Source organism: Paraburkholderia sprentiae WSM5005, assembly GCF_001865575.2.
In the GTDB taxonomy this organism is placed as follows: domain Bacteria; phylum Pseudomonadota; class Gammaproteobacteria; order Burkholderiales; family Burkholderiaceae; genus Paraburkholderia; species Paraburkholderia sprentiae.
The window spans coordinates 1,034,472-1,061,432 of sequence record NZ_CP017562.2 but is presented as its reverse complement, the minus strand read 5'-3'; the positions used below and the strand labels follow the sequence as shown (position 1 = coordinate 1,061,432).

Sequence of the window (26,961 nt, the reverse complement as noted above, 5' to 3'; positions counted from 1 at the left end):
CGGCGTTTCAGCTCTTCAAAAGCCGCCACAGCGTGGTTCGCCCGATGCCGAGCGCGCGACTCGCGGCGGCGCGGTTGCCGTCGGATTGGTCGAGAGCGCGCAGCGCGTCCTGGCGGGTGACGGCGGCGCGCGGCGCCGTACCGGCGGCGACTGGGCCCTGAGACGCCGGCGCGATCCGCTCGACCTGAGCCGAACCGATCCGCGCGAATTCGGGAAACACTACCTGCCACTCCGGCAATGCGTCGGCCGCCAAGTTCCCGGATATCTGGCGCGTCGCGTCGCCGATATAAATCGCCGCGCGCGCCAGCAGATTTTCCAGCTCGCGGACATTGCCGGGCCAGGCATAGTTCGCAAAAAGCGGGTCGAGAAACGCGAGCACCTGTTCGAGCCCCGCGGCCGACAAGCCGTACTGCCGCGCGCTGCGGTCAAGCAGATAGCGCGCCAGCGGCGCAATGTCGGCGCGGCGTTCGCGCAGCGGCGGCAATTTTATCTGAAGCAGATTTAATCGAAAATACAGATCCGCGCGAAACGCGCCCTGCTCGACGCGCGCATGCAGGTCGCGGTGCGTCGCGGCGACCACGCGCACATCGACAGGCGTCGCGCGGACCGCGCCGAGCTTCATCACCTCGCGCTCCTGCAGCACGCGCAACAGCCGGCTTTGCAGCGCCGCCGGCATTTCGCCGATTTCATCGAGAAAGATCGTGCCGGTGTGCGCGATTTCAAATAGCCCCGGCTTGCCACCGCGCCGCGCGCCCGTGAAGGCCCCTTCCTCGTGCCCGAACAGCTCGCTTTCGATCAACCCCTCGGGCAGCGCCGAGCAGTTGAACGCGACGAACGGATTGCCGCGTCGCGGGCTCGCGTTGTGGATGCCCTGCGCGACGAGTTCCTTACCGGTGCCGCTTTCGCCGGTCAGAAGCACGGTCGCGTCGTGTGCGGCGCCGGCACGCGCGAGCCGGCGCACGCGCTCCAGCGCCGACGAAGCGCCGATCAGATCGTCGAGCCGATGCCGCGCGACCAGATGCCTCGGCCGCTGGCTGGTGCGCAGCGACCGGTCGATCCGCTGCGCGACCACCGCATCCTGCGCGGTCACGACGAAACCGGCGCGCGCGCCCTGCTCGACGATCGGCACGCAACTGACGATCAACGCTCGGCCGCCGATCTGCTCGATACGTTCGTCGACCGGCTGGTCGGCGGCGCGCGTTTCGCGCAACAGCGGCGCGAGCGACCGCGCGACCCGCGCGGAGGTGTCCTCGTCGTCCTTCGGGATCTGGTGGGTGGCGCCTGAACCGAGCAGTTCGAGCATCGCCGGGTTGACGGCTTCGAGCTGGCCGGCTTCGTCGAACGCGGCGACGCCGTCGCGCAGGTGCGCGACGATCGTGTTCAGGCGGCCGCGCTTCGCTTCCTTCTGGCGGCTCACGCGCGCCAGTTCGACCGAGCGCTCGAACGCTTCCTCGACCGCGGCCAGCGAATACAGGAACACGCTGTCGATACCGGCCTGCTGCGCCAGATCGCAAGCCATGCCAGCGCCGACGACCACGCGGCAGCCCTGCGCAACGAGTTCATCGACCGCGAGCCGCACTTCGTCGATGGACCGGTACGCGCGCTGCCGCAGATCGACGTTCAGCAGCGGGCCGAGGTCGGCCAGCTCCTGCGCCACCGCTTCATGCAGCACGAGCCCAATGCGCGCCTGCGGCCACGTGGCGGTGGCGCGCGTGATCGCGCTCAACACGTCGAAGCCGTTCACCTTGACCATCACAACCGGCACGCTGAGGTTCTCGCGCAAGTACGCGCCGTTCGAGCCTGCGGACAGTACGACGTCGACGGAACCCGCGTCCACGTAGGCCTGCAACGCGGCGACGGCGGCGCCGTATCCTTCCCGAACCGGGAAGAATTTCGCGCGCTCGGCATAGCGCGGCGCGACGGCCTCGCAAAGCGATTGCAGCCGGCTGATACTGACGAGTGCGATCCCGGGGCGGCCGGCATCAATGGCGGCACTGCGGTTCGCGCTGAACGGGGCGAAGGGGGACACGCGGCTCTCCTGAACGAAACGTTCCGCGAAACGTTTCATGAAACGTTCCGCCGATTATGCCACGAACCTCGCGGCCGAGCGTGTATCGCGCAGACCTATGTTCCAGCGCGACAACCCGCGAACGCGCAGCGGGCTGGCACGCTTCCTGCAGAATAGTCGCCCATATTGCGCTACCGATTTCACTTCTGGAGACCTGCATCATGACTACCACTTCCGCCACCCGCCGCGCCGCGTTCCGCGCCAAGGTCAATCAGCGTCAGGGGCTGCTGGTGCCCGGCGCGTTCAACGCGATGAGCGCACGCGTGATCGAGGACGCCGGCTTCGAGGCGGTCTACATCACCGGCGCGGGCGTCACCAACATGTCGCTCGGCTTGCCCGACCTCGGCTTCATCGGCCTCGCCGAAGTCGCCGAGCACACCGCGCGCATCCGCGACGCGGTCGCGCTGCCGCTGATCGTCGATGCTGACACCGGCTTCGGCAATGCACTGAACGTGCGCCAGACCGTGCGCGTGCTCGAGCGCAGCGGTGCCGACGTGATCCAGTTCGAAGACCAGGTGATGCCGAAAAAATGCGGCCACTTCGCGGGCAAGGAAGTCGTCACGACGAGCGAGATGGTCGGCAAAATCCGCGCGGCCGTCGACGCGCGCGAAGACGCGAATCTGCAGATCATGGCGCGTACCGACGCAGCCGCGGTCCACGGCATCGAGGACGCGATCGAGCGCGGTCATCGCTTCATCGAGGCGGGCGCCGACATCCTGTTTATCGAGGCGACCGAATCGCTCGCCGACATCGAGCGGCTGCCGGGGCTATTCGCCGTGCCGCAGCTGATCAACATCGTTATCGGCGGCAAGACGCCAGTGCAGTCGCGCGACGCGCTCGCCAAGCTCGGCTACGGCATCGTGCTGTACGCGAACGCTGCGCTGCAAGGCGCGGTGCTCGGCATGCAGCGCGCGCTCGGCACGCTGCGAAGCAACGGCCGCCTCGACGAGGACGCGACGATCGTCGCGCCGTTCAGCGAGCGCCAGCGGCTCGTCGACAAGCCGCTGTATGACCGGCTGGACAAGCAGTACGCGGCGAAGGATTGACGCACGGCTGGCGGCGCGGCGCGGTTGTACGGCGCGCTGCCCGCCTGCGCGATAGGGGACCCTTTGTTGCGTTAGGATTCAGGGCTGGCAATCAGGCAAGCTAATGTGCGCGCCAGCCCGCCGCGCCCGTTCGCGGCGTCGGCCTCCGCCGCCGGCCCGCTGTCCCGGATACCGGCAGAAAACAAAAACGCAATCGGAAGGTAGTCGCAAGCACCATGAAGTCATACTTTTCACGCGCCCCGCGCCGGCCCGTCAATGGTCTTTCCGCGCGCCTGCGCTTAGCCCGGGAGTTCGCGCGATGAGCAGCGACGGCACCCGCAACGCGCACGTCGGCTGGCTGCCGTACATCGTCGCGGCCACGTTCTTCATGGAGTACCTCGACACCACGGTGATCGCCACCGCGCTGCCGCAGATGGCGCGTTCGTTCGGCGTCGGCCCGAACAGCCTGAGCCTCGGCATGACCGCCTACATGCTCGCGCTCGCGATCTTCATTCCGGCGAGCGGCTGGGTCGCCGACCGCTGCGGCGCGCGCACCGTGTTCGTCAGCGCAATCGGCGTATTCACGATCGCGTCGGTGCTGTGCGGGTTGTCGCAGAACGTGCCCGAGTTCACGGCCGCGCGGCTGCTGCAAGGCATCGGCGGCGCGATGATGGTGCCGGTGGGCCGCCTGATCGTGGTCCGCAGCACCGACAAAGCCCGCATGATGCAGGCGATCTCGACGATCACATGGCCGGCCATCGCGGCGCCGGTGGTCGGCCCGCCGATCGGCGGCTTCATCACGACCTACGCGTCGTGGCGCTGGATCTTTTTGCTGAACGTCCCGTTCGGCCTCGCGGCGATCGCCGTCGCCCTCGCCATGGTGCCGAACCTGCGCGGCACCGAACGCAAGCCGCTCGACGTCGTCGGCTTGCTGCTGAGCGGCGTCGCGCTGACCGCCATCCTGTACGGCGCGGAGCTCGCGAGCCAGCCGGCCGCCAATCCGTGGCTCGCGCTCGCGGTCGTGGCGGGCGGATTGCTGGTCGGCACGCTCGCGTTCCAGCATGCGAAGCGTCATCCGTATCCGCTCGTCGACGTGTCGACGCTGAAGGTGCCGACGTTTTCGGTGACGGTCATCACCGGCTCGTTCACGCGCATCGGCATCGGCGCGGTGCCTTATCTGATGCCGCTGCTGTTCCAGGTCGGCTTCGGTCTGTCGGCGTTCCGCTCGGGTCTGCTGCTGCTCGCGAGCGCGCTCGGTAACCTCGGCATGAAGGCGCTGACCACGCGGATCCTGCAGCGCTACGGCTTCCGGATGGTATCGATCGTCGACGTGGCGGTGGCCGGCGTTTTCATCATCGCGTGCGGATTGCTGACGCCGCACGTGCCGCTCATGTTCGTACTGATCGTCGTGTTCGTGTACGGCGTCGCGCGCTCGATGCAGTTCTCCACACTCGCGACGCTCGCCTACGCCGACATCCCGCAGCCGCAGATGAGCGCGGCGAGCACACTGTGGAGCGCGGCCGCGCAGATGACGATCGGTCTCGGCATCGCGTTCGGCGCGGTGTCGCTGCGGGTCGCGGCGCTCTTCAACGGCGAGACGACCGGCCACGTGTTCACGCTCGACGATTTCCGCCTCGCGTTCCTGTTCGCCGGCGTGCTGACGCTGCTGTCCGTGCCCGGCTATATGGGGCTCGCGCGCAATGCTGGACAGAGCATCGGTGGGGGTTCGGCCGGCGGAGAGACCACGGCGAGGGGATAAGCGGTACGTCATACGCGACCAAAGGGAGACGCGCGATGCAAGCAGGTGAACTGACGATTTCGAACCGCAACGACGATCTCGACCTCGACATGGTCTACGCGTTTCTGTCGCAGGAAACGCCGTGGGCCAAAGGCATGCCGCGCGCAATTTTCGAGCGGGCGGTCGCCGGTTCGCTGTGCTTCGGCGGCTTTGTCGACGGCAAGCAGATCGCGTTCGCGCGCCTCATCACCGACGAGGCGACCTTCGCCTACCTGTGCGACGTGTTCGTGCTACCCGCGTATCGCGGGCGGGGCTATGCGTCAGCGTTGATGAAACATATCCTGGCGAGCCCGTCGCTCGCCGCTCTGCGCAGGATCGTGCTGGTCACGACCGACGCGCATCACCTGTATGCGCCGCATGGCTTCACCTCGCTCGGGAATCCTGAGCGGTATATGGAGTTGCATCGGTCGGATGTTTACGGGACGGACGCGTGAGCGGGTATCGAAAACCGGCTGTCACGGGTGCGCCGCGATTGGTTCGTGCAGCCGCTGGCTAGGCTCTTTGCTGACGCTCTCTCAAAGCAAGCTTAATCGGCCGTTTTCGGCGCGAAGTATCGGCACGCTATGCGCGGCCAGCAGTCGTGCGGCCCCATAGCTCTGGATTAAAAATCATGTCCGTATCTTTCATAAAAGGCACGATCGAGATTTTCGCCAGCACCTGCTGCCAGCTTATTAATTCGATCAATAGCAGATTGACGCATTTCAGGCGTAATCCCGTTTTTTTATACACGTGAAAAGACACGCGACAATCTCAGCGGCCTTCTGATCTTTAAATGACGTCGCGGCCTTTTATCCGCGGCTCATCTTTCGGTCTTTGTCGCAACCAGGCCTCATCCTTTCCCACATGCTTCAAAGGTGTATGTCCGCCCCCCCTCGAGGCGTCTTCGCTTCATGCATGTTCAGGTTGATCTCGCTCATCGCGATGCACGCAGCCCGCGCCGCCTCGAGTGACCCGGCAAAGCCGAACGGCACGGCCGTTGTCGACCGAAAGACCGATATGTTCGCCATATCGGCGCTGGCCTTCATCGCAGCGAGCACCACGCGCACGCCGTCCGGATCCTGTTGGTACGACATTCCGAACGCCTCCGAAGCTGTTGGGGCTCCTAATCTAGCAGGCGACAACGGGCAGAGGAATGGGCGGTGGATGAAAATTGCAGACCTGTTTTTTTCAGGAGTACTGTTGTCTTGCTCCTACTTCAGACATGGAACGCTGCGATCGAGACCCGGACGACAGGTCATTCACGCGCAGCAGAACTGCTCCGCGAGCTTCCAGACTCAATACCCCCCGCCAGATCATGCAGTTGATTGACGCGGACAATAGCGGAATAACTATTAAATTTCATCAAATCGACCGCGTCGTATGTCATTCGCCGCCTGCTTCCGGTAGATTGCCACGCTGACAACATCAGAAAACAATTGACGGGAGCGACACGTGGGTCCGACTACAGCCTCGCAGGGCGCACCTGCGCGTCCGGGCGTCAACACGCACCAGTTCTACAGCCTCGATATGCCGCAGGCCCCGAGCGCGGCGCTGGCGGACATCTTTGCTTTCGAGGGCACGCGCGCCATTGGCGAGCCGACGAAGTACGTAATCCAGTTCACCCATCCACAGGATGACCTGTCGCGTTCCGAGTACCTGAACAGGCCCGCCGCCTTCGTGATCCAGCCACCGTCGCGTGATAGTTGGAGCAAGCCGGAACCGGCGCGGCGTATCCAGGGGGTGGTGACACACTTTGCGCTCATGAGCAGCAACCGTGACCAGTCCACCTATCAGGTCGTGCTGGAGTCGCGCCTGGCGCTGCTGCGCAGCAATCCGAGATGCCGCTTTTTTCTTGACAGCAGCATCCCCGAAATCATCCGGCAGATCCTTCGCGAAAACGGTTTCGATCAGCTACTGGCGGACTTCGAAATCATGCTGTACCGGGAATACCGCAAGTTCGACTTCATCATGCAGTGGGGCGAGGACGACCTCACGTTTATTACACGGCTCTGTCGCCGCAGCGGCATCTGGTTCGTCTGCGAAACTGGCGAGCACTGCGAGCGAGTGCGGTTCGGTGACGACTTCACGCACTACCGGCGCGAGCCGAACCTGACTGTCGCTTATCGCCATCCTGGCGGTATGGAAACGAGCGGCGCCGAGTCGGTCGGTGCGCTGGAAATGCATTCGGCGACGATCCCGAGGCGCCAGAGCGTGCGCACGTACAACCCGGAGCGGCGCACGCCCGAGCCACTGGACGGCTCGAAGGACATTCACGACGACACGACGACGTACGGCGAGACATACGTGTGGGGAACGCCCCATCTGAACGAGGACGAGGCGAACGGAGAAGCACGGCTGAGGCATGAAGCGGCGCTGGCCGCGCAGATCGAATATCGGGGCACGGGCGACATGCTGGACCTCACGCCCGCTTCGGTGCTGAGGTTTGCCAACCGCGAGTTACCCGACGCGAAGCATGGCCTGCTTGCCGTGCGGGTGATGTGCCGCGCCTCACGCAAGAAGGCGTATCACATTGAATTCTCCGCCATTCCATCCGACCGGCTTTACCGGCTGCCGCTGATGGAGGAGACGTGGCCGCGGATCGAAGGCGTCATCACGGGTGCCATCGCATCGCCAGGCGGCTACAAGGACCCTTATCTGGATGATCAGGGCCGCTACATCGTTCACCTGCACGTCGACCGGGACGAGCGCACGCCAGGCCTGCAGAGCTGCCCGATGCGACTCGCGAAACCGTTCGCGGGGGCGGGCCAGAGCGGGTTTCACTTCGGCCTGGTCGAGGGGACCGTGGTCACGGTGGGCTTTTTGTGGGGCAACCCGGACCTGCCATACATCAGCCAGGTTCTGCACACGGCGGACGCGACCGATCCCGTCGTATCCGGCTATCCGTGGGGCACGCGCAATACAATCCGCACACGCACGAACAACACGCTGGAGATGGATGACCGGGACGGCCGCGAACATATCAAGGTCGCGACCGAACACGGCAAGACGCAGCTTAACCTCGGCTATACGGTAGACCGGAACAACAAGGGGCGCGGTGAAGGGTTCGAACTGCGCACCGACCAGAAGGGACATGTCCGCGCCGGTGGCGGGATGCTTGTCTCGGCGGACGCCCAGCCGGTTGCCCGAGGTCACCAGACGGACATGGCACCGGCGACGGACCAGTTCCGGCTCACGCAGGCCCAGGCGCAGGAACTAACCGACGTGGCCCGCGCTGCCCATGCCGAGATGGCTGATGTGAAGGCGGAAAATCAGTGGCTCAAAGATGAACTGGCTGGCCTGAAGCAGGCGGTGATTGCGCTGTCCGCACCGAACGGTATCGGCCTGGCAACGCCTGATCGCGTGCTGGTGTCGGCGGGCAAGGATGTGAGCGTCGCCACGTCGTCGCGATTCAACGTGAACGCAATGGCAAACGTCGTGATCGCGGCGGGCGAAGTACTCTCGCTGTTTGCACACAGGCTCGGCATCAAGCTGTTCGCCGCGCGTGGCAAGGTTCAGATCCAGGCACAAAGCGATGAAATCAGTATCGCGTCGGAAAAGGACACGATCATCACCAGCACAAAGGGCCGCGTCGTTATTGAAGCGAAAGAAGAACTGCTGTTCAAATGCGGCGGCTCGTATTTCCGGATGACGGGTAACGGCATCGAGGACGCAACACCGGGCGACCGCAAATGGCGGGCCGCCGCCTACGACCGGAGCGGCCCCGCCAGCATGCCCGCCGATCTGCCGGTGCTACCGGTGCCCGCCGAGACGGAATGCGCGCTGCGCGCGAGTCGCGCCGGTATGCCTTTCGCGCGGATGTAGTTGCATCCCCATCGGCCGAACGAATGTCACTCACACGAAATGACCCATTGCTGGACCGCTTTCGCGACCAGTACGCCGCATACAAGGCGGCGCATCCGCAGTTGAAGTTATATGCGCTGATCGACTATGCCGCGATGTCGGGCAAATGGCGGTACCCGCTGTCCGACATCATCGGGACAATGCCGCGCGTGCCGCTGTACGGCGACACCGGGCTGGACGATCTGGCGGCGACCGGACCGTTCCTGATCGCTTGCCCGGAACCGGCAGGCGTTGAACCACTGCGCGTATTGCGGTCGCTCCTGAGCCTGGCGAAGCGCGACAACCGGTTCGTATCGTGGTTATGGACCACGCACGAAGTCGAGCCGCTCGTCGGCCATCTGCAGACGTTGCTGCACGCGTGGCTTGGGCCAGACGGCGAAGACGCGTGGTTCTTCTTCCATCAGCCGGCCTACCTGCCTGTGCTGCACCGGACGCTGCCCGAGGAAACACGACGGTACATGTTCGGCGTCTGCCTCGCATGGTGGTGCCTGGATTACCGCGAAGCACTGGTCGAACTCCCGGGCGAAAACCTGCGGATTCCGACGGCATGGGAGGCATTCCCCATGCCCGGAAACGTCGTGGACGCGCTTTACCACGCGGGCGCGCCCACGCAGGTACGTGCCTGGCTGCAACGAGCGCGTCCTGAAGTGCTCGACAATGAAGTGCATTCGAATGAGCAGCTACAGCAACTCGCACCGCTGATCGAACAGGCGTTCGGCTATGGCGTGACGGACAAGGTGGACCAGGGCGTCTACGCCGCCGCAGGGCTGCTCTACGGGCGGCAGTACGACGATCATCCGGCGCTGAAGGCCGTGCTCACGCAGTTCGGCAGCGGTAAGACGACACTGGTCGACGCCTACGCGGCGTTGGGCGATGGCGTCTGGCAGGAAGTGGCGACCACGGCCCGGCAGCGTGCGGTGGAGGCCGCCGCGCTGGCCCATCAGGCAAAGCTGCGGGAACGCGGGTATGTCTCCATGCGGCTGAAGGTCGTGAACGACACGGAGATCTGGAGGCGAAAGATGGAGCTGGTGCCCCCTAGTGACAGCTACCTGAGTAGCGCGAACCTGGGCGAGGTCGACGCAAGGGGTTACGAGCCGACCGGAATTGAGATCGCATCCGCACGGGTGCCCGTCCCGGGAACCCGTGTCAGTGTGAAATGGTTCGGGCCGATGGGCGAGTCTTCGGATAACGCCGTGGTGACGGGGGAGCTGCCCCGCGCAGAGGGTGAAGGGCTGGCGATCGTGACGTTCGCCCGCAACTGGCGCGTCTACGTCAGCATGCACGCCGAAGAGCCCAAGCCGCCTGTGCGGCCTTGGTGGTAGTCAGAAGAAGGAAAGGCCGTGAAACGAATGATTCAACTGGTTGTGGTCGCGATCATCGCGATACCACTCAGCGGATGTATGTCCACCGCTTTCACAATCTGGTGTACGAAGCAACGGATGTCAGACCCGGATTTCAATTGCTGGAAGTAATGGGGCGACTATGGACAGATCGATGTCACTCAAGCCCGCGGAGAGCAATGCAATGCAAAGAGACAGGACGTGGTGCCATGACAAGTGGCAGATCAGCACCTACAGAAACAGGGAGAACCAATCGATGAGATGGCTGGCACGCATCTTCCTCGCGATGATTTTCGGCACGCTCGGTGCCTGCGCCGTGGGTCAGACGAGCAATTATGTCGATGCGTCTGCTTGGAGCGCGAATTACACCGAGGACTACATCCAGGACTTCTGGATCCAGACGGCTTCCGGCAAGGACACCGGAGTCGGAGGAGTGCAGGTATCGGAATTCTCAAGGGGCGGAAAAGGGGGACGCGAGTGTTGTTCGCTGATGCCGGGTGTGGCACAGACCATCAGGGTAGTCTGGCGCGTCGGCGGACACCAGGAAGACGAAGCGCAGTGGAAGACGTACAGTCGTGACGTCGTGGTCAAGGGCGGTATGCCAACGAAGAAAGATGCGTTCAACATCCTGATGGTTAGATTTTTCCCTGACCATCAGATCGAAGTGGAGCTGGTCCCGGACCGGGGAGAGGCAGGCGGATCGGCTAGCCCGCGCGTCGACAAACTGTATTACGGCGAGCGCGTGATGCGCCACATGGGGGAATAACGATGCAGGACTGGGTAACCGACGATCCGATGCACTTCCTGCGGTCGATGAAGACCGCCACGCAGCTACACGCGGAAGAGTTCATGACGTGCACGACCTGTGAGCAGCATCCGTGGTTCAGCTTCTTTTTCGACGGCACGGGAAACAATCGCAAGATCGATGAACCGAAGCACAAACTCTCAAACATTGCGCGCCTGTTCATTGGGCACGTCGACGAGAACGAAGCGCCACTTATCAACCGCTTCTACTATCCTGGCGTTGGCACGCCGCTTAATGTTAGCGCGCCAGACTGGTGGGAAAAGATCCGCGACAGCGAGATGTTGGGAGGCGGAGTCGGACTGGGCAGCGATGTGCGCCTAAACAAGGCAGAAAAGGAATTCGTCGAAAGTCTGAGATACAACCACAAGGTCAGCCGCATCGACATCGCGGTGTTCGGCTTCTCGCGCGGCGCGGCGCTCGCACGGGCGTTCGTGAACCGGTTGCTGAACAAATGCACGATGAAGGACGGCGTGCCGCACTGGCCCTGCCCGACAGCCGTGGACGGCGAGTCCGCGCCGCTGCACATCCGCTTCCTGGGTCTGTTCGATACCGTCGAGTCGGTCGGCCTGCCCGCTCACAACCTCTCCGACCTGCGCATGCGCGTGCCCGAACAGGTCGAGCGATGCGTGCATTTCATCGCGGGTCACGAACTGCGTGCCTGCTTCCCGTCGACGCCCGTGCACGGCAGCGACGCACCCTACGAGGAGATCGTGCTGCCGGGTGTGCATTCGGATGTCGGCGGCGGCTACTTTCCGGACGAGCAGGCGCGCTCCGACCACCTCGCACGCATTGCCCTGAACCGCATGCGACTGGAGGCGGCGATCAGTGGCGTGCCGTTCACCGCGCCGAAGCTGGCCGCCAAAGATGTGTTCGAACTATTCGAGTACGGCGAGGACGTGAAGGCGCTGTTTGACGAATATATGCGCGCGGTGGGTGCGGACGGCACACTCGAACGGCAGATCTATGCGCACATGCGCCTCTATTACGGATGGCTGAAGGCCCGCTTTAATGAGAACCCGTGCGACATCTACAAAGGGGTGTGCTCGGCCGACCCGGAGATCAATGCACAGCTCCAGAGGATCCAGCAGTTTCACGCGCAGATGAACATCGACGTCGACACGATGAACTGGCGCACCTATCTGACGAAGCTGTGGAAGACGGATCGCAGCGAATACCAGCGCACGATTGAAGCCGCTGGCGGCGATCAGGAAATGAACAAACCGCTTTCTGAGGAGCAACTGGCCTACTGGGACGCGTGGCTGAACCCGCCGACGCTGTCGCCCGGCCTCATCCGTTTCTTCGACCATTACGTGCACGACTCGCGCGCCGGATTTCTCAGGATCGACAGCAGCGGGTATCTCAGGCCGCGCCAGATTATCGAGGTGCCAGGCGCTCGCGTCCCGGTATCTCAATCCGAGGCGTCGCCGGTACCCGTGCCGCGAGCGACGGCCGCGCCGCAGTTGGCGTTTTCCGGGTCGTGATGGAAGCTGAAACCCGTCCGCACGGGGAACCCCACCCGTTGTTTTCCGAGCTGCCAATGCAGATCTGTCGCCGGTCCATGCGCTGTTCGACATCACACGATTCTGCCAGATCCGGCAGCGATTCCGGGACCCAGCACGGTTTGGGCGTCGTCGCTCACGCGCTCCGTTCTATCGAATCCGTCCTGTCGGATTGCGACGCAGGCAGGTAGCCCTCTTTTGATCCGGAAGCTGAGCAGTGGCATTTTGTGCGCTACGGGGCAACGCGATATAACCACTAGGCAACGACATATGACAGGAGGAGCAAATGAGTGTTCGCCACGACATTCGCGACGGCGATAGCACGACCGCCAATGGTCGGGTGATCGCCACGTTGGGGAATGACATGATCGACGGACGCGCTGCGGCGTATGAAGGCGATCCGGTTGTGTGCCCAACGTGCAATACCACGGGCAAAATCGTCTGCGTCGGTGAGCGCGTTCCCGAGCGGGGACCAGACCGTCGGCAGTCCGCGCTCAGCGGTGACTGGTGCTTATGCGACTGTCGTCCCTGCCCATTGCTGATTCCATCGCAATACCGTTCCAGCGCACGCGCGTAAGATCGGACTGTGCTGCCGGGTACTGTTACGAATCGCACTGCCGACCGCTTGCGTCGTCGCACGACAGGCCATGCAGGGCGCGCCGGCATTCACGCGCGCACATGCGGCCCCGCCCCCCCGTAGCTCGGGTAGTCCGATTAGGAGCCTGCCTGCGGTCCTGCCAGACGCCGCCTCAGCCGTACGCGCGCTCAAGCGTCCACTTCGTCATCATCCATTTGTCGTCGGCGAGCACCGGCGCGCCGCCGTGCAGGTCAACGGATCGAGTTGGCGCTGGCCGTTCGCGTAGCGGAAATTTCGTCAGGCTCTTGATGCGCCGTTCGAGCCGCGCGATCAACTCAATCCTCGCCGCGCCGATACCAGACGCGCTCGCTAGTCCTAGTAAGCGCGACGCCCCACGCGCCTAGTCGCGCTTCAACTGCCCGCGATAGTGCAGCAGACCCCGGCGCGCCTGCTGCCTGAGCATCCGCTGCACGAACGGCGACCAGCCAAACAGCGTGCCGCGCACGCCCATCGCCTGCCGCATCCATAGCCACAGATCGAAGCGGTCGCGATGCTCGACGATCAGCCCGTCGCGGAACACGAAGCGCGCGTCGATCCGGTTCACGACGTCGCGCCCCGTCTGGACGAAACGGTAGCGCGCCACCCACTGCGCGCGGCCGCTGTGGTCGTCAGCCTCGACGTCGCTGAAGCTCAGCGTAAAGTCCTGCGCGTGCTTGACGAGCATGCGCCACATGTCGCGCACTTCGTCGCCGACCAGTTCGCCGAAGGCGGGGTCGCTGAAGACGACGTCGTCGGCATAACACGCGACCATGGTCTCGGCGTCGCGTTGCTGGAAGGCGGTGTAAAAACGTTCGATCAGCTCGGTGTTGGGATGGCTCATTGATCTCGTAGGGTGTATTGCGAGAACGCGTCGTGCACGCACAGCGTCGCGCGCGCGCCGGAAAAACAGCCCGCGCGCGGTAGGCGCGCGCGGACATCGCGCACACGATATAGGAAAACCGCGCGGATGGGGACCGGCGCGTGCCGACAACCGCTTGAATCTGCGCAAAGAAGCGTGAATCAAACCTCGTCCGCATAAGCCCGGCCGCGAATCTCGGCCAGCGACGCATCCACCAGCAAGCGGCCCGCGTCGAATACCGTCGCGAGCGCTTCGTCCCACTCGCCCGCCACCGTGCGCTCGTCGCACACAATCGGCAACGTGACCGTCCGGTACTTGCCGGTACGGCGATGGCGCAGCAGCGTGAGCCGGCCTTTCATCGAGCGTTTGCCGTGATCCGTGACCGGATCCTTCGACACATCGTGCCACGTGTCGCCCAGCCGGATCGCCGAGCACTTCATCGCGAAGCGCTGCGTATCGCGGTTGATCTGCTGCAGCAGCGCGCCGCCCATGCCGAACACGATGTTGTCGGCGGCGAAGCCCGCCTCGTCCATCGCGGCGAGAATCGCCACGATCGAATCCGGATTCACGCCGTCGCCCTGAATCACGCGCACATGGTCGAGCACGCGCCGCCCCTTGCTGTTCGTCTTCGATCCAAACGACGCCTCCAGCGAGCGCAGCGTATGGAGCACGATCGTGCACGGATCGCCGGAGTCCGGTCGAACCACCAGCGTGCCGCCGGAATCGAGCACAGCCTGCTTCAGCTCGCCGCCCCAAGCGTTCAGCGCGGCGAACAGGTCATAGGAATCGGACACCACTGAAACGATCCCGCCCGGCTTACCGAAGCGCGCGATCATGTTGCGATACGCGTCGACTTCGCGCTCGCGGCCCCACGAGGTGATCGTGCTGTGCTCGGCCGCCGGCACCGAGAACGCGGCCATGCTGTCGTGGTAATAGTGGTTGGCCGCGATCACGCCGAGCACCGTATCGGAGCCCATGAAGCTGACGAGATGCGCCGCGCCACCGATTGCCGCCGACTCCGCGCTCGACACGCCGCGCGCGCCGAAATCGTGCAGCTTGAACGGCAGCTGCGAGAGGTCGTCGCTGCTTTTCAGCAGATACGCGCGGATCGTCTGGCGCAGATGCCAGCTTTGCGTCGCGACCGTGATCGGATACCACACCCGCATCAGCATCGTCTCCAGATACGAGGCGAGCCAGAACACCCGGGGATCGTCGCATTCCACGGTGACGAGCACGTTGTGCGTCGGCACGATCGTGCCTTCGGGTACCGCGCGAATCCGCACCGGTAGATAGCCGCCGTATTGCTGCACGACGTAGCGCCAGCCCGCTTCGTTGAACGGCTCGCCGTGCGCGCTGAAGAAGGCGCGGGCCTGCTCGATCATCGCGCCGGTGATCGGGCGGGACAGGTATTCCTTCAGCAGCATCTGCAAGCCGAAGAACAGCGTGCGCTCGTAACGTCCGCCGCGCGATTCGATGTACGAGAACATCGCCGACGCGTCGGGTGGATATTGCAGAAAGTGCGACGCCTTGTAGGAATCCGTGTTCAGAATCGGATTGGACAGGATCGACGCAAGGTCGCTGAAACCCTGCGCGTTTTGCATGGACGGTGTTGCGCTCACGTGATTTTCTCGCTGGAGTGACCGGACGGCGGGAGCTTGCCCGACGCTTTCGAACCTCTGACGCGGGTACGCTGCACCGTCGAAAGGCCAAGAATCATCCTCAGCTTCACCTTACTCCGGTACGCGCGAGAGCGCTTGCCGGCAAGCGGACGGCCTAGACCCCAGGCTTTAAATGCGGCGGCAGATCCGGCCACGTCGACAGCAGCCGGCCGAGCATGTTCCGGCGGCGCTCCCCACCCGCCGGCCACAGCATGTTCGCGAGCAGGACGATGCCTTGCGCGAACCCGCTGTCGGGCGCGCACGTGAGGAGCGGCACGCCCCGGCTCAGCGCGTCGTTGACGCGCCGGTCGTCGCGCGGCAGTTGATGCGCGACCTTCGCGCCGAGCGTGCGTTCGAGCATCGGCAGATTGATCTGCGCGTTCTTGTCGTACTGGTTGACGATGACCCGCACCTTGCCGGCGGGATGCTCCAGCTCGCGAAAGATATCGAGCATGCGGCGCGCGCCATGCAGGTACAGCGGGTTCTGCCGCACCACCATGCAGATCGTCTCGCTATCGGCGAGCGCGCGGATCGTCAACGGAGTCAGGCTCGCGCCGATGTCGATCAGCACCGCGTCGTAGCGCTCGCGCACCAGCGTCAGCATCGGATCGAGTTGCGCCGGCAGCAGCTCGGCGGCCTTCAACGGATCGCCGGCGCCGGCGAGCAGATCGAGGTTCGGGCGCACATGCATCGCGCACGCATCGAACAGAGCCGCGTCGAATGGCTCGTTACGCGCGCACAGATCGGCGAGCGTCATGGGCGGCGGGCGATTCGCCATCAGCAGGCTCGCGTCGGCGAATTGCTGGCTGAGGTCGATCAGCAGCACGCGCCGCTCACGCTGCGCGGCCAGCGCGCACGCAAGGTTGACCGCAATCAGCGTCGTGCCGCTGCCGCCCTTGCTCGACGCCAAGGCCACCACGCGCGCGCCGCGCCGCTCGGGCTCGCGGCGCCGCACTCCGATCTGCGCGAGCGCGTCGGCGACGGCCTGACGATCGAGCGGCCACGACAGCACATGCCGCACGCCGACGTGCAGCGCCGCGCCAATCAGCGCGGTGGACGGCGTCGGCGTCACCAGCATGCAATGGAGCGTCGGCGCGCAGGCGAGCGTTGCCTCGATGCCGTCGAGTCCGCGGACATTCAGATCGGCGTCGTCGACGATCAGCAGGTCGGCCCCGCGGACCATGCGCGCGTGCATCGGCAGTTGCCGGGCCGAACCGTACGCGGTGTGCAGACGGTACGGCACTCCGCTCTCTTCGAGCCGCACGACGATGCGCTGCGCGTTTTCGATGCTCGCGGCAATCAGGAAGATGTCGATCATGGCAGCTCTGCGGCGCTTGGCGCGTCGTGCGCGGATTTTTATTCGACAACCGACATCGAGCTGCAAACGTCAAAGGTCGGCGTCACCGTCGGCTTCATCGTCGTCGCGGTGATACGCGGCGCTGCGCTCAGTGTGTGCGGGCATCTCGTATAGCGCGTCGCGCAGCACGTCGCGGCGGATCTCGGCCTGCGCGCGACGCTCGAGCGCCTGGGCAACGACGAGCGTCAGCAGATCGACCGACGAACCCGCCTGCGCGAAAAAGCGCGCGCGCGACGCCGAAACATACTGCCGGTAAGTGAGCGCGGTTCGCTCCGAAGCGGCCGGCCTGCGAATCAGTTGTGGTTTCATGACAGCCCCCGATGTCGATCGGATTTGCACCAGGCCGCGCCGTTTCATCGGCAGCGCCCCGGCGATGGGGTCAGGTGGCCGTGCCCATGTCAACCCACGGACACGGCACCTGGTTCACGTCGTCATTCGTCTCTCTGCGGAGACTATCGCCTCTCTCCCTGCTCCATCGCGCCGGCCGGCCCTGATCCGGCGCTGCTCCTTCCCTTGTCGGCGCGTCGCTTGCGAACGTTGCCAGCGCGTTGCCTGTCGTTATCGCCATCCTTTTCGCGTCGTCAGGACAAAAAGTCGAAAAGGAAAAACGGCGAAGTCGATGCCTTTTTCTGGTCGTCCGGTTTTGAATGGCCGCGATGCCGGTCCACCACTCACCCGTTTTCTGACGTATTCAAGAAGGCCTCGCCGCGCTGCCGCAAACATCTGATGCTTCCCCGACCGTGTCTGCGAATGACCTTTTACCACCGGTTTTTTTTAATCCGGTATTCCCCGTACCGACGACCTGGCGGAAAAAGATTTTTTCTGTGCAGACCATATTGCAACGGTTATGCCAACACGCGTTCCAATCTGTAAGGACCCCGGCAAAGCCTCACGCCACGGTGAAATTGGCTTCGATTTTGGCTCGGCGCGAGCCTGGTCGATTTTTGGCGCGGCGCGCATTGATTCGTTTCTGACACGTCGAATCGCCGCGCGCTGGCCGCAGAGCGCGTGCCCCGCTCCGTCTCGCCGATCCGTTGGCTGGCCGCGGGGCCGGCCACACGGGGCTTCGCCGCTCCTGCAGGCCGCAAAAGCGCCTGACCCGGCACGGCAAAGCGCATTCGACGCACGCTGCCCAATCTGTCGCAAGTATGAAACACGGCTGCGCGCGCCCCGTCTGTTTTTGTCGCGCCTTAATGCCCAGGCAATTGCTACGCAATGTGCGATGGCTCGCATAAATAGGCTTGACCGCTTTTTCATTAGTGATTCGGCATTTTTCATCCATGTTTCTTTGTCTGGCGCTTTCAGGCGCTTTCGCTTATCTTTAGGCCATGCGCCAATCAGAGCGCTGGTATCAGATCAACGAGGCAGGCCACGGCTCGAGTGGTTTTCACGATTCCGGGATCAAGTCGCCGGGCAGTTTCAGCAATGAACGACAGGTCGTCGCGTTGCATGAATCGGTCCGCCATGCAGCGGGTTGCGGTTCCCTGAATGTCGCTATGTCGCACAGCTGTCCCAAGAATCGAACGGGGGAACCATGACTACGACTTGCACGCCGGCCGACATAGAACGCACGGTTCTGTACGTGGCGCACGCGCCCGACCAGCAACTCGTCGCGTTTCTGGCCGCGTCGGGATGGCAAGCCGTGCACGCAAAAAGCACGGCGGTGGCCGAACGCATCATCGAACGCGGCGACATCAAGGTCGGTCTCGTTCAGCTGCCCGAAGAGTGCACGTCGCAGCAGCTGTCCGCGCTCGCGCTGTGCATGCGCCGCGTCGAAACCAACTGGGTCGCGCAAATCGTGCCGGGTCAGGCCGACAACGAGCTGGTCAGCCGTTTCATCCTCGATTACTGCTTCGACTTCGTGACGCAGCCGTGGCTCAACGAACGACTCGTGTTCGCGCTCGGCCACGCGCACGGATTGTCGAGCCTGCGTCAGCCGCGCGTCACGCCGGAGCCCTCGCTCGGCCGCCACGGCATGGTCGGGCAATGCGAGCCGATGCAGCAGCTCTACCGGCGCATCGACAAATGCAGCGCGACCGACGCGCCGGTGTTTATCGCGGGCGAGTCGGGCACCGGCAAGGAGCTGACCGCTCGTGCTATTCACGACCGTTCGCCGCGCGCAGACCGCACCTTCGTCGCGATCAATTGCGCGGCGATTCCACCCAGCCTATTGCAGGCCGAACTGTTCGGCCACGAGCGCGGCGCGTTTACCGGCGCGCTGCAACGCAAGATCGGCCGCATCGAGAGCGCGCATGAAGGCACGCTGTTTCTCGACGAAATCGGCGACATGCCGCACGAATGCCAGTCGGTGCTGCTGCGCTTCCTGCAGGAAGGCACGATCGAGCGGCTCGGCGGCAACGGTCCGATCAGCGTCGACGTGCGCGTGATCTCCGCGACCCACGTCGATCTGGAGCGCGCCGTCGAAGACGGACGCTTTCGCTCCGACCTCTATCACCGCCTATGCGTGCTGCGCCTCGTCGAGCCGCCACTGCGCGAGCGCGGCGGCGACATCAAACTGCTCGCCAATTACGCGCTCAGCATGTACAAGCAGGACGGCGCGCGCAAACTGCGCGGGCTGTCGAGCGACGCGATCGTCGCGATGTCGAACTATCCGTGGCCGGGCAACGTGCGCGAGCTGATCAACTGCGTGCGCCGCGCGGTCGTGATGAGCGAGGGCCGCTTCATCACCGCGAGCGACCTCGGCTTGCCGGAGGCCGACACCGGCCCCGCGGTCACGCTCGCGGAAATTCGCAGCAAAGCCGAAAAGGATGCGATCGAAACCGCGCTGCTGCGGCACGGCTACAAGCTTTCCGACGCGGCGGCCGAACTCGGCATTTCGCGCGCGACGCTGTATCGGCTGATGCACGCGAACCGGCTGCATCAGGAGCCGGCCGGACGCAGCGCGAGCGGTGGCTCCGATGCCGGCGGCGACGCCGAGCGGCAAACCCCGTCAGTGGCATCAGCCGGCATTTGAGCGTTTTTTGTAGTGGGCGCTTAGCCGCTCACGGGCACGGCGATTGATCATCCCCGACTTACCGCACCGTGCCCACACCTTGCGCAGTCGTCCGGGACATCCCGCGCCGCAACCGGCCTTTCCACCCGGGAAGCGGTTCGCCGGGCGAACTTTCCGCAACTTTCGACAGGCCTGCCGGCCAGCATCGGCTATCCTGTCACGTCAACGCCACGTCCGGCCGGCGCCGCTCTTGCGGCCCTTTTGCCCGCCCAGCGTGCCTCGCCACAGGAACTTCGGCGCTGCGGCCCGTGTCGGTCCCGGGTCGCCCCGCTGAAAGAGGCCTCACGTTCCGGCACGATCGTCCGCACCGGTTTCATCCGCTTTACACCCTATGCAAAAACTTCTGCGCATCTGTTTTTTCATTTTTCTGCTCGCCGGCGCGGCGTCCGCCCTCGCCGCCGCACCGCAGTCGGCCCACACCCCATCCACCTCGCCCGCGTCCGCCGCCGTCACCCTGACGCCTCAGCAGGCCCGCGACGCGCTCGCCGTGCTGAACGACCCGAAACGTCGCGCGCAGGTCGCCGATACGCTGCAGGCGATCGCCGCGGCCGGCGCCTTGAGCGCGCCGTCCGCTTCCGCGCCGGCGGCGGCATCGGCGCCGGCCGCCGCAAGCGGCGCAGCGTCGCTGGTGCCGGCCGCGTTCAAATCCAATGGCCTCGCCTCGCAGCTCGCGCGCGAGGGCGCGCACTACGCGGGCCATCTCGCGACCTCGCTGCGCGGCTCGATCGCCGCACTGCTCGACGTCGCGTCCGTGCGCGCATGGTGGAATTGGCAGTTCACGAACCCGCACGCGCGCGCGGTGCTGTTCAAGGTCCTGTGGTCGCTGCTGGCCGCGCTGATTCCCGCGTTGGTGTTCGAATGGCTGGCGCGGCGGCTGCTGCGGCGCGTCTATCGGGCGATCGCGGCGCGCCGCGAAGCCGCCGCGCTGGAGGACCAAAACGGCGGCGCGCCGCCGCCCGCGCCCGCCGTCGCCGGGGCCCCGCCGGCCGGTCATCCGCCAACCAGCACGCCGCCGCTGCCCGCGATGTCGTCGGTGCCGCCAGTGCTGGAGGCGGAGGCGCAAGCCGTCGCGACCGGCCCGACCGCGCCGTACGCGACGCCATCCGAGAAAGGCCGCGCGATCGAGGCCGAAGGCAAGCGCAATGCGACGCACCACTGGACGCTGCTGCAACGTCTGCCGCGCGCGTTGCTGATCACCCTGCTACGGCTCGTACCCATCGCGGTGTTCGTCGGCGCGGCGAGCGCGCTGATGTCCATCTTCACCGACAACGGTACGCCGCAGGATCGCGCGCTCGATTCGCTGATCGACGTCTATGTGGTGTGCCGCTGCGTCGTGATCGTCGGCGCGTTCTTCCTGCAGCCGAGCGCACCGCGTCTGCGTCTGTTGCGCATGGGCGATGCGTGGGCCGCGTTCGTGCTCGGCTGGATCGTGCGGATCGTCAGCGTGGTCGGTGCCGGTGTCGCGCTCGCCGAAGTCGCGCAAGCGCTCGGTATGAACGACGCCGCGCATCTCGCACTGCTCAAGGTGGTCGCGCTTGTCGGTCACGTGATGATCTCGATCCTCGTATTGCGCTGCGCGAAGCCGGTCGCCAACCGAATTCAAAATCGCTTCTCCGCGCACGAGTCGTTGCAGATGTTCGGCAACGCGCTCGCGGACGCATGGGCCTGGGTGACCGTGGTCATCGTGATGGGCCTGTGGTTCGTGTGGGCTTTCGACGTCCGCAACGGCTATCACGCGCTCGTGAATATCGGCGGCATGACGCTTGCCATACTGATGGGCGCACGGCTCGTGTCGATCGTGATCTTCGGCGCGCTCGCGCGCATCTTCCATGTGCAGGAGGAAGCGGCACGCTCGCTCGTGCATCAACACGCCTACCGGTACTATCCGGCGCTGCGGCGCGTGATCGGCTGGATCATCGGCATCGTCACCGCGCTCGTGCTGTTGCAGGCGTGGGGCGTCGACGTGGTCGATCTGTTCCGCAGCGGCACGATCGGCCACCGGCTCGCATCGGCGTTCGCGACGATCGCCGTCGCCGCGGTCATCGCGCTAGTGGTGTGGGAGGTCGTCAACGTGTCGGCCGAACGTCGCCTCGACAACTGGACGAGCAGCGGCGATCTGGTGCGCGCCGCGCGCCTGCGCACTTTGATGCCGATGCTGCGCAGCGCGCTGTTCTGCGTCATCGCGCTCGTCGTCGTGCTGACCGGCCTGAGCCAACTCGGCGTCAACATCGGACCGCTGCTCGCGGGCGCGAGCATTTTCGGCGTCGCGCTGGGATTCGGGTCGCAGAAGCTCGTGCAGGACTTCATCACGGGTATCTTTCTGCTGATGGAAAACGCGATGCAGGTCGGCGACTGGGTCACGCTCGCGGGCGTGTCGGGCACCGTCGAATATCTGTCGATTCGCACCGTGCGGCTGCGCGGCAGCGACGGCTCGCTGTTTACGGTGCCATTCAGCTCGGTGTCGACCGTGAACAATACGAATCGCGGCATCGGCAATGCGGCGGTGCGCGTGAACATCGTGTTCGGCCAGGACGTCGAGCGCGCGATCGACACGCTGAAGGAAATCGGCGCATCGCTGCGCGCGGACGACAAGTTCAAGGACGGCATCCTGGCGGACTTCTCGTTCTGGGGCGTCGATGCCGTCGACGGTTCGGCGATCACGCTGGCCGGCCAGATGCAATGCCGCGATACGTCGCGCTGGGGTGTGCAACGCGAATTCAACCGACGCATCCTCGAGCGCTTCAGCGAACTCGGCATCGAGATCGCGAATCCGCAGCGTCATCTGCTCACGTGGGACCCGGCGAGCAAGGCCAAGCTCGATACAGCCGTGCCTCGCGCACGCCACGGTGACCATCCGGACCGCGACGCCGGGTGGGACGACCATGCGCCGCACAAGGGCGACGCGCCGCTCGACGATCAGATTCCGGTCGATCCGAGCCCAGCCGGCGGCCCCGGCACGCCCGGCAATCCAGGCGTGACCTCGCCGCACGCATGATGCGCCGAGCGCTGCGCCCCGTGAGCGTTCGCTAGCACGGCGCAGCGCTAGCCGATCTGCCACCAGCGCGGCAACAGGCGACGCACTTCCGGCCTGCGAAAGCGGTCGTCGATCAGATGCACGACGCCGCGATCTTCTTCGGTGCGGATTACGCGCCCCGCCGCCTGCACCACCTTCTGCAAACCCGGATACAGGTACATGTAGTCGTAGCCATGGCCGAAGCGCGCGTCGAGCGCGCGGCGCATCTGCTCGTTGACCTCGTTGACCTGCGGCAGACCAAGTGTCGCGACGAACGCGCCGATCAGTTGCTGACCGGTCAGATCGACGCCTTCCGAAAACGCGCCGCCGAGCACCGCGAAGCCGATACCCTGATTCATCGTCCTGAAGCGCGCGAGAAACGCGTCGCGCGCCGCTTCGTCCATGCCCGGCTCCTGCGCCCACACCGGCAAGGCGGGATGCCGCTCGCGCAGCAGCGCGACCACGCGTTGCAGATAGTCGAAACTGCTCAGGAAGCCCAGGTAGTTGCCGGGCTGCGCGTCGTACTGCTTCGCGATCAGCTCGACGATCGGCGCGAGCGAGCGCTCGCGGTCGCGCCAGCGCGTCGACACATGAGCGGCCACGTGCACCTGCAATTGCTCCGCGCGAAACGGTCCTTCGACGTCGAGCCATTGCGTGTCGTCGGCGAGCCCCAGGGTGTCGCGATAGAAATGCTGCGGATTCAGCGTGCCGGAGAACATCACCGTGGTACGCGCGGCCGCATAGCGCGGCGCGAGGAACGGCGCGGGGATCACGTTGCGCACGCACAGTAATGCGCTGGTTGGGTCGCGCGGCGCGTAGCGCTCGGCGCTCAATGTCACGTCGAACATCGAGTGCTCGCCGAACTGCTCGGCGAGCGCGACGAAGTGCATCGCGTCGAAGAAAACGCGCAGCGCGTGTTCGTCGATCGACAACGGCGCATCGGCGAGCTGATCCGTCACCGCGCTGATCAGATTCTGCGCGGCGGCCAGCAGTTTGCCGGGCACCTGCGCATGCACCTGATAGCTGGCCGTCTGTGCGCGCTTCACCGCGTTCCACTCGCGCTGCAAGCGTTCGAGCGGCTTCTTTAGCGCCGCCGGCGCATTCTTGCGCACGAGCCGGAACGCGCTTTGATCGAGCGAGGCGGTATACATGCGCCGTGCGCGTTCGAGCAAGTTGTGCGCTTCGTCGACCAGCACGCCGACGCGCCACTGGTTGATCTGCGTGAGCGCATGCAGCATCGCGCTTGCGTCGTAGTAGTAGTTGTAATCGCCGACGATCACATCGGCCCAGCGCGCGAGCTCCTGCGCCAGATAGTACGGGCAGATCCCGTGCGCAAGCGCCGCCTCGCGCACCGCCGCGCGATCGAGCCGCGGCCTCGCCAGCGCGGCGGCACGCGCCGCATCGAGACGATCGTAAAAGCCGCGCGCGAGCGGACAGGACTCGCCGTTGCAGGCTTTATCCGGATGCTCGCAGGCTTTGTCGCGCGCGACGAGTTCGAGCGTTCTGAGCGGCAACGGCGCCGGCTGGTGCAGCGAGTCGATCGCATCGAGCGCAAGCGCGCGGCCCGGCGTCTTCGCGGTCAGGAAGAACACCCGGTCGAGCCGGTCTTCGCCGCAAGCCTTCAGCAACGGAAAAATCGTCGCCAGCGTCTTACCGATGCCGGTCGGCGCCTGCGCCATCAACTGTTTGCCGTCGCGTGCCGCGCGATACACGGCCACCGCAAGTTCGCGCTGCCCGCAGCGAAACCGCCCATAGGGAAACTGCAACGTGACGAGCGCCGCATTGCGCGCGACGCGATGGGCGTCTTCCTGCACGGCCCAATCGAGAAATCGCTCACACTGCTCGACGAAGAAGGTTTCCAGTTCGCGTGCGCCGTGCTGCTGCGTGAGCACGGTTTCCTTCTGACTGCCGATATCGAAGTACACGAGCGCGACCGTCAACTCGGCGAGCCCGCGCGCCCGACACAGCAGATGCCCATACACGAGCGCCTGCGCCCAATGCAGCACGCGATGATTGGCAGGCATGCGCGTGAGATCGCCGCGGTACGTCTTCACTTCTTCGAGCCGGTTCGCGATGGGATCGTAGCCGTCTGCGCGACCCCGCACCGTCAAGCTGCGATGCGTGCCCGTCAACGCAACTTCGGTTTCGTAGCTGCTCGCGCGACGGCCGGCAACCATCTGATGGCCCGCGATGCCCTCGATCGAAGTCGGCGCGGGCGTGAAGCGCAGATCGAGATCGCCGCGCCGCGCGGTGAATTCGCACATCGCGCGAACGGCCACGACGTAACTCATACGACGCGCTCCGCTTTGACTTGCGTTGCAACATCTGCTTCGCTCTGCGCCTCTTGCCCCGCCCAGCGCACGTCGACCACGCGCACCGGCATGCCGTGCTGCGCGCAATACGCGAGCCAACGCACCTGGTTGTCCTGCAGACGATCGCCGGGGCCTTTCACCTCGATCAATTCATAGCGACGCTCGGCCGGCCAGAACCGGACCAGGTCGGGCAAGCCCGAACGATTGCCGCGAGTGTCGCGCAGCAAGCGCTCGAACCACAGCTTCAGGTGCGCGGCGGGCAGACAGTCGAGCGCGAGCGCCACCAGTTCGGGTGTCAGCAGTCCCCAGAATACGAACGGCGACTGCAGGCCGGACTTGTCATGCAGATGCCGCAGAATCGTCTCGCGATAGACGCCGCTGTCGAGCTGCGCGAAGCACGCGGCGAACTGCGTGGCGCGACGCGCATGAAAATCCGGCGCGTGCAGATCGGCCGGCCCGCGCTGGAACGGATGGAAAAACGCGCCGGGCAGCGCGGCGAAAACCGGCTCCCAGCACAGCAGACCGAACAGCGAATTGATCAGCGCGTTCTCGACGTAATGCACCGGCGCGGCTTCGCTGCTCAAATGATCGCGCACCACGTATTCGACGGCCATCGGCGTGTCCGGCTTCGGCAGCATCAGCGTGCCGCGCTCGACAGTCCGCGCCGCCGGCGCGCGCGGCACCGGCACGCCGCATTTGCGCCGCAAGCGCGGCAACATGCGGGCGACGCGCTGCGCCTCTTCCTCGCTGTATGGCGCGGCATCGGCCTGCAAGGCGAGCGCGAGCGCTTCCCCGTCACGCTCGCTGCGCTCGAGCACGCGCATGCGTCGATGACGCGCATCGGGCCACGCGCACGCGTCGTACACCGCGAGCGCGGTGTCCCACTGCTCGCGCCGTTCGCAATCCCGGCCGATCTTAAACAGGAGCTTCGCGCGACGCGTTTCGAGCCACGCATTCGAGGTGTCGATCGAGCGGACGGTCGCGATCAGTTCGTGCAGTGCGGACGCGTCGTGGTCGACCGGTAGCCGGTCGAGGGCTTCGCGGCACGCGTGCAGCGCGAGATAAACGTCCACGTCCGCGCGTTGCTGGAACGCACGCGACGACGGTCCGAACGCGACCTTTTCGTACTGGAACACGCCAAGATCGGCGAGCACGAACTCCGACCACTCTTGATGCAGATTGCCGAAGAACATCAGGCGCAAGCGATCGCACAACGGCGCGATCGCAACGTGCAGCACGCGGTCCGTCGTGGCGCCATGCCAAGCAGAAAGCGGACGCGATAGGCGCGCATACGCGTCGCCGCTGGCAGTTGGGTAAAACGCGCGCAGCGTTTCGAGCAGATCCGATTTGCGCAACGCCTTCGCGCCGGGAATTCGCGCGATCGCGCCGGCGAACATGTCCAGCAATTGCGCACGCGTGCTGAGCGCAAACAGATCGTCGAGCGACAAAGCCGGCTCGGTGTCGATCCAGCGATGCACCGCCAGCGGCGCCACCGCCTGCAGCGGACAGCCGATTTCGTCATAAACGAGGCGGCTCGCGCGAAACAGCATGCCCTTGCGCATCAGCATGCGCACCAGCAACGCACGCGATACCTGCGGCAACGTAGCGAAAGTCTCCAGAAAACCGTGCTCTTCTTCGTCGAGCAGGTCGTCGTAACGCGCGGCGAGCCACGCAAGCGCGCGCTCGAAATTCAGCAGGTAGTAAGGGACGTCAGAGCGGATCTCTGAGCGAGCATCGGTTGCCACGGACTTTTTTGCA

18 protein-coding genes and 1 pseudogene are annotated in these 26,961 nt (G+C 64.9%); 10 read left to right on the top strand and 9 right to left on the bottom strand.

The genetic code is table 11. The features are described 5' to 3' along the window. Positions 1-7: 7 nt before the first annotated feature. Positions 8-2,029, bottom strand: coding sequence for a propionate catabolism operon regulatory protein PrpR (prpR, locus tag BJG93_RS21600; protein WP_027196286.1), 2,022 nt, complete (start codon positions 2,027-2,029; stop codon positions 8-10). 200 nt (positions 2,030-2,229) lie between these two features. Between prpR and BJG93_RS21595 the strand changes: the two genes are divergently transcribed. The 3 genes from BJG93_RS21595 to BJG93_RS21585 all read left to right on the top strand — a co-directional run bounded on the left by BJG93_RS21595 (position 2,230) and on the right by BJG93_RS21585 (position 5,325). Beyond that, positions 2,230-3,114, top strand: coding sequence for an isocitrate lyase/PEP mutase family protein (locus BJG93_RS21595; RefSeq protein ID WP_027196285.1), 885 nt, complete (start codon positions 2,230-2,232; stop codon positions 3,112-3,114). A 298-nt stretch (positions 3,115-3,412) separates the two neighbouring features. After that, complete coding sequence (locus BJG93_RS21590; RefSeq protein WP_027196284.1) at positions 3,413-4,852, top strand: MFS transporter; 1,440 nt, start codon at positions 3,413-3,415, stop codon at positions 4,850-4,852. 35 nt (positions 4,853-4,887) lie between these two features. Continuing rightward, on the top strand, positions 4,888-5,325 hold the full coding sequence (locus tag BJG93_RS21585; RefSeq protein WP_027196283.1) for a GNAT family N-acetyltransferase: 438 nt from the start codon (positions 4,888-4,890) through the stop codon (positions 5,323-5,325). A 414-nt stretch (positions 5,326-5,739) separates the two neighbouring features. Here the strand turns inward: BJG93_RS21585 and BJG93_RS21580 are convergent, their stop codons facing one another. Next, positions 5,740-5,964: a hypothetical protein gene (locus BJG93_RS21580; RefSeq protein ID WP_027196282.1), complete on the bottom strand. Its 225-nt coding sequence runs from the start codon at positions 5,962-5,964 to the stop codon at positions 5,740-5,742. A 433-nt stretch (positions 5,965-6,397) separates the two neighbouring features. Between BJG93_RS21580 and BJG93_RS21575 the strand changes: the two genes are divergently transcribed. The 5 genes from BJG93_RS21575 (at position 6,398) to BJG93_RS21555 (ending at position 12,952) form a co-directional block, all read left to right on the top strand. Then, entirely contained in the window at positions 6,398-8,692 is a 2,295-nt protein-coding gene (locus BJG93_RS21575; protein ID WP_082194563.1) for a type VI secretion system Vgr family protein, read from the top strand. A gap of 47 nt (positions 8,693-8,739) precedes the next feature. After that, positions 8,740-10,053 (top strand): DUF4123 domain-containing protein, encoded by a 1,314-nt coding sequence (locus BJG93_RS21570; protein WP_231337584.1) that lies wholly within the window; start codon positions 8,740-8,742, stop codon positions 10,051-10,053. A 172-nt stretch (positions 10,054-10,225) separates the two neighbouring features. Beyond that, positions 10,226-10,837: a DUF3304 domain-containing protein gene (locus BJG93_RS21565; RefSeq protein ID WP_231337583.1), complete on the top strand. Its 612-nt coding sequence runs from the start codon at positions 10,226-10,228 to the stop codon at positions 10,835-10,837. 2 nt (positions 10,838-10,839) lie between these two features. Next, positions 10,840-12,357 (top strand): T6SS phospholipase effector Tle1-like catalytic domain-containing protein, encoded by a 1,518-nt coding sequence (locus BJG93_RS21560; RefSeq protein WP_027196278.1) that lies wholly within the window; start codon positions 10,840-10,842, stop codon positions 12,355-12,357. A gap of 304 nt (positions 12,358-12,661) precedes the next feature. Then, the gene (locus BJG93_RS21555; protein WP_082194562.1) at positions 12,662-12,952 is read left to right on the top strand and encodes a PAAR domain-containing protein; all 291 of its coding nucleotides are present in this window, start codon (positions 12,662-12,664) and stop codon (positions 12,950-12,952) included. Positions 12,953-13,124: 172 nt separating this feature from the next. Here BJG93_RS21555 and BJG93_RS21550 read toward each other — a convergent pair. From BJG93_RS21550 to BJG93_RS21530, 5 genes and pseudogenes are all read right to left on the bottom strand, one after another. Next, positions 13,125-13,243 (bottom strand): annotated as a pseudogene (locus BJG93_RS21550) (2-oxoglutarate-dependent dioxygenase); the annotation flags it as partial. A gap of 109 nt (positions 13,244-13,352) precedes the next feature. Then, positions 13,353-13,832: a nuclear transport factor 2 family protein gene (locus tag BJG93_RS21545; protein ID WP_027196277.1), complete on the bottom strand. Its 480-nt coding sequence runs from the start codon at positions 13,830-13,832 to the stop codon at positions 13,353-13,355. A 179-nt stretch (positions 13,833-14,011) separates the two neighbouring features. Beyond that, the gene (locus BJG93_RS21540) at positions 14,012-15,451 is read right to left on the bottom strand and encodes a nicotinate phosphoribosyltransferase (RefSeq protein ID WP_027196276.1); all 1,440 of its coding nucleotides are present in this window, start codon (positions 15,449-15,451) and stop codon (positions 14,012-14,014) included. Between the two features lie 172 nt (positions 15,452-15,623). Continuing rightward, complete coding sequence (locus BJG93_RS21535; RefSeq protein WP_027196275.1) at positions 15,624-16,826, bottom strand: AAA family ATPase; 1,203 nt, start codon at positions 16,824-16,826, stop codon at positions 15,624-15,626. Between the two features lie 69 nt (positions 16,827-16,895). Then, positions 16,896-17,174: a hypothetical protein gene (locus BJG93_RS21530; protein WP_027196274.1), complete on the bottom strand. Its 279-nt coding sequence runs from the start codon at positions 17,172-17,174 to the stop codon at positions 16,896-16,898. Positions 17,175-18,399: 1,225 nt separating this feature from the next. Here BJG93_RS21530 and BJG93_RS21525 point away from each other — a divergent pair. Together BJG93_RS21525 and BJG93_RS21520 are read left to right on the top strand one after the other, a co-directional pair. After that, a complete protein-coding gene (locus tag BJG93_RS21525; RefSeq protein WP_027196273.1) occupies positions 18,400-19,839 on the top strand; it encodes a sigma-54-dependent transcriptional regulator in 1,440 nt (479 codons plus the stop codon). A 370-nt stretch (positions 19,840-20,209) separates the two neighbouring features. Next, positions 20,210-22,873 (top strand): mechanosensitive ion channel domain-containing protein, encoded by a 2,664-nt coding sequence (locus tag BJG93_RS21520; RefSeq protein ID WP_027196272.1) that lies wholly within the window; start codon positions 20,210-20,212, stop codon positions 22,871-22,873. A gap of 47 nt (positions 22,874-22,920) precedes the next feature. On the opposite strand, the gene BJG93_RS21515 is transcribed toward BJG93_RS21520, so the two are convergent. Next, the gene (locus BJG93_RS21515) at positions 22,921-25,182 is read right to left on the bottom strand and encodes an ATP-dependent DNA helicase (RefSeq protein ID WP_027196271.1); all 2,262 of its coding nucleotides are present in this window, start codon (positions 25,180-25,182) and stop codon (positions 22,921-22,923) included. Further along, positions 25,179-26,948 (bottom strand): VRR-NUC domain-containing protein, encoded by a 1,770-nt coding sequence (locus tag BJG93_RS21510; RefSeq protein ID WP_027196270.1) that lies wholly within the window; start codon positions 26,946-26,948, stop codon positions 25,179-25,181. Before BJG93_RS21510 ends, BJG93_RS21515 begins: the two co-directional genes overlap by 4 nt. Positions 26,949-26,961: the final 13 nt, after the last annotated feature.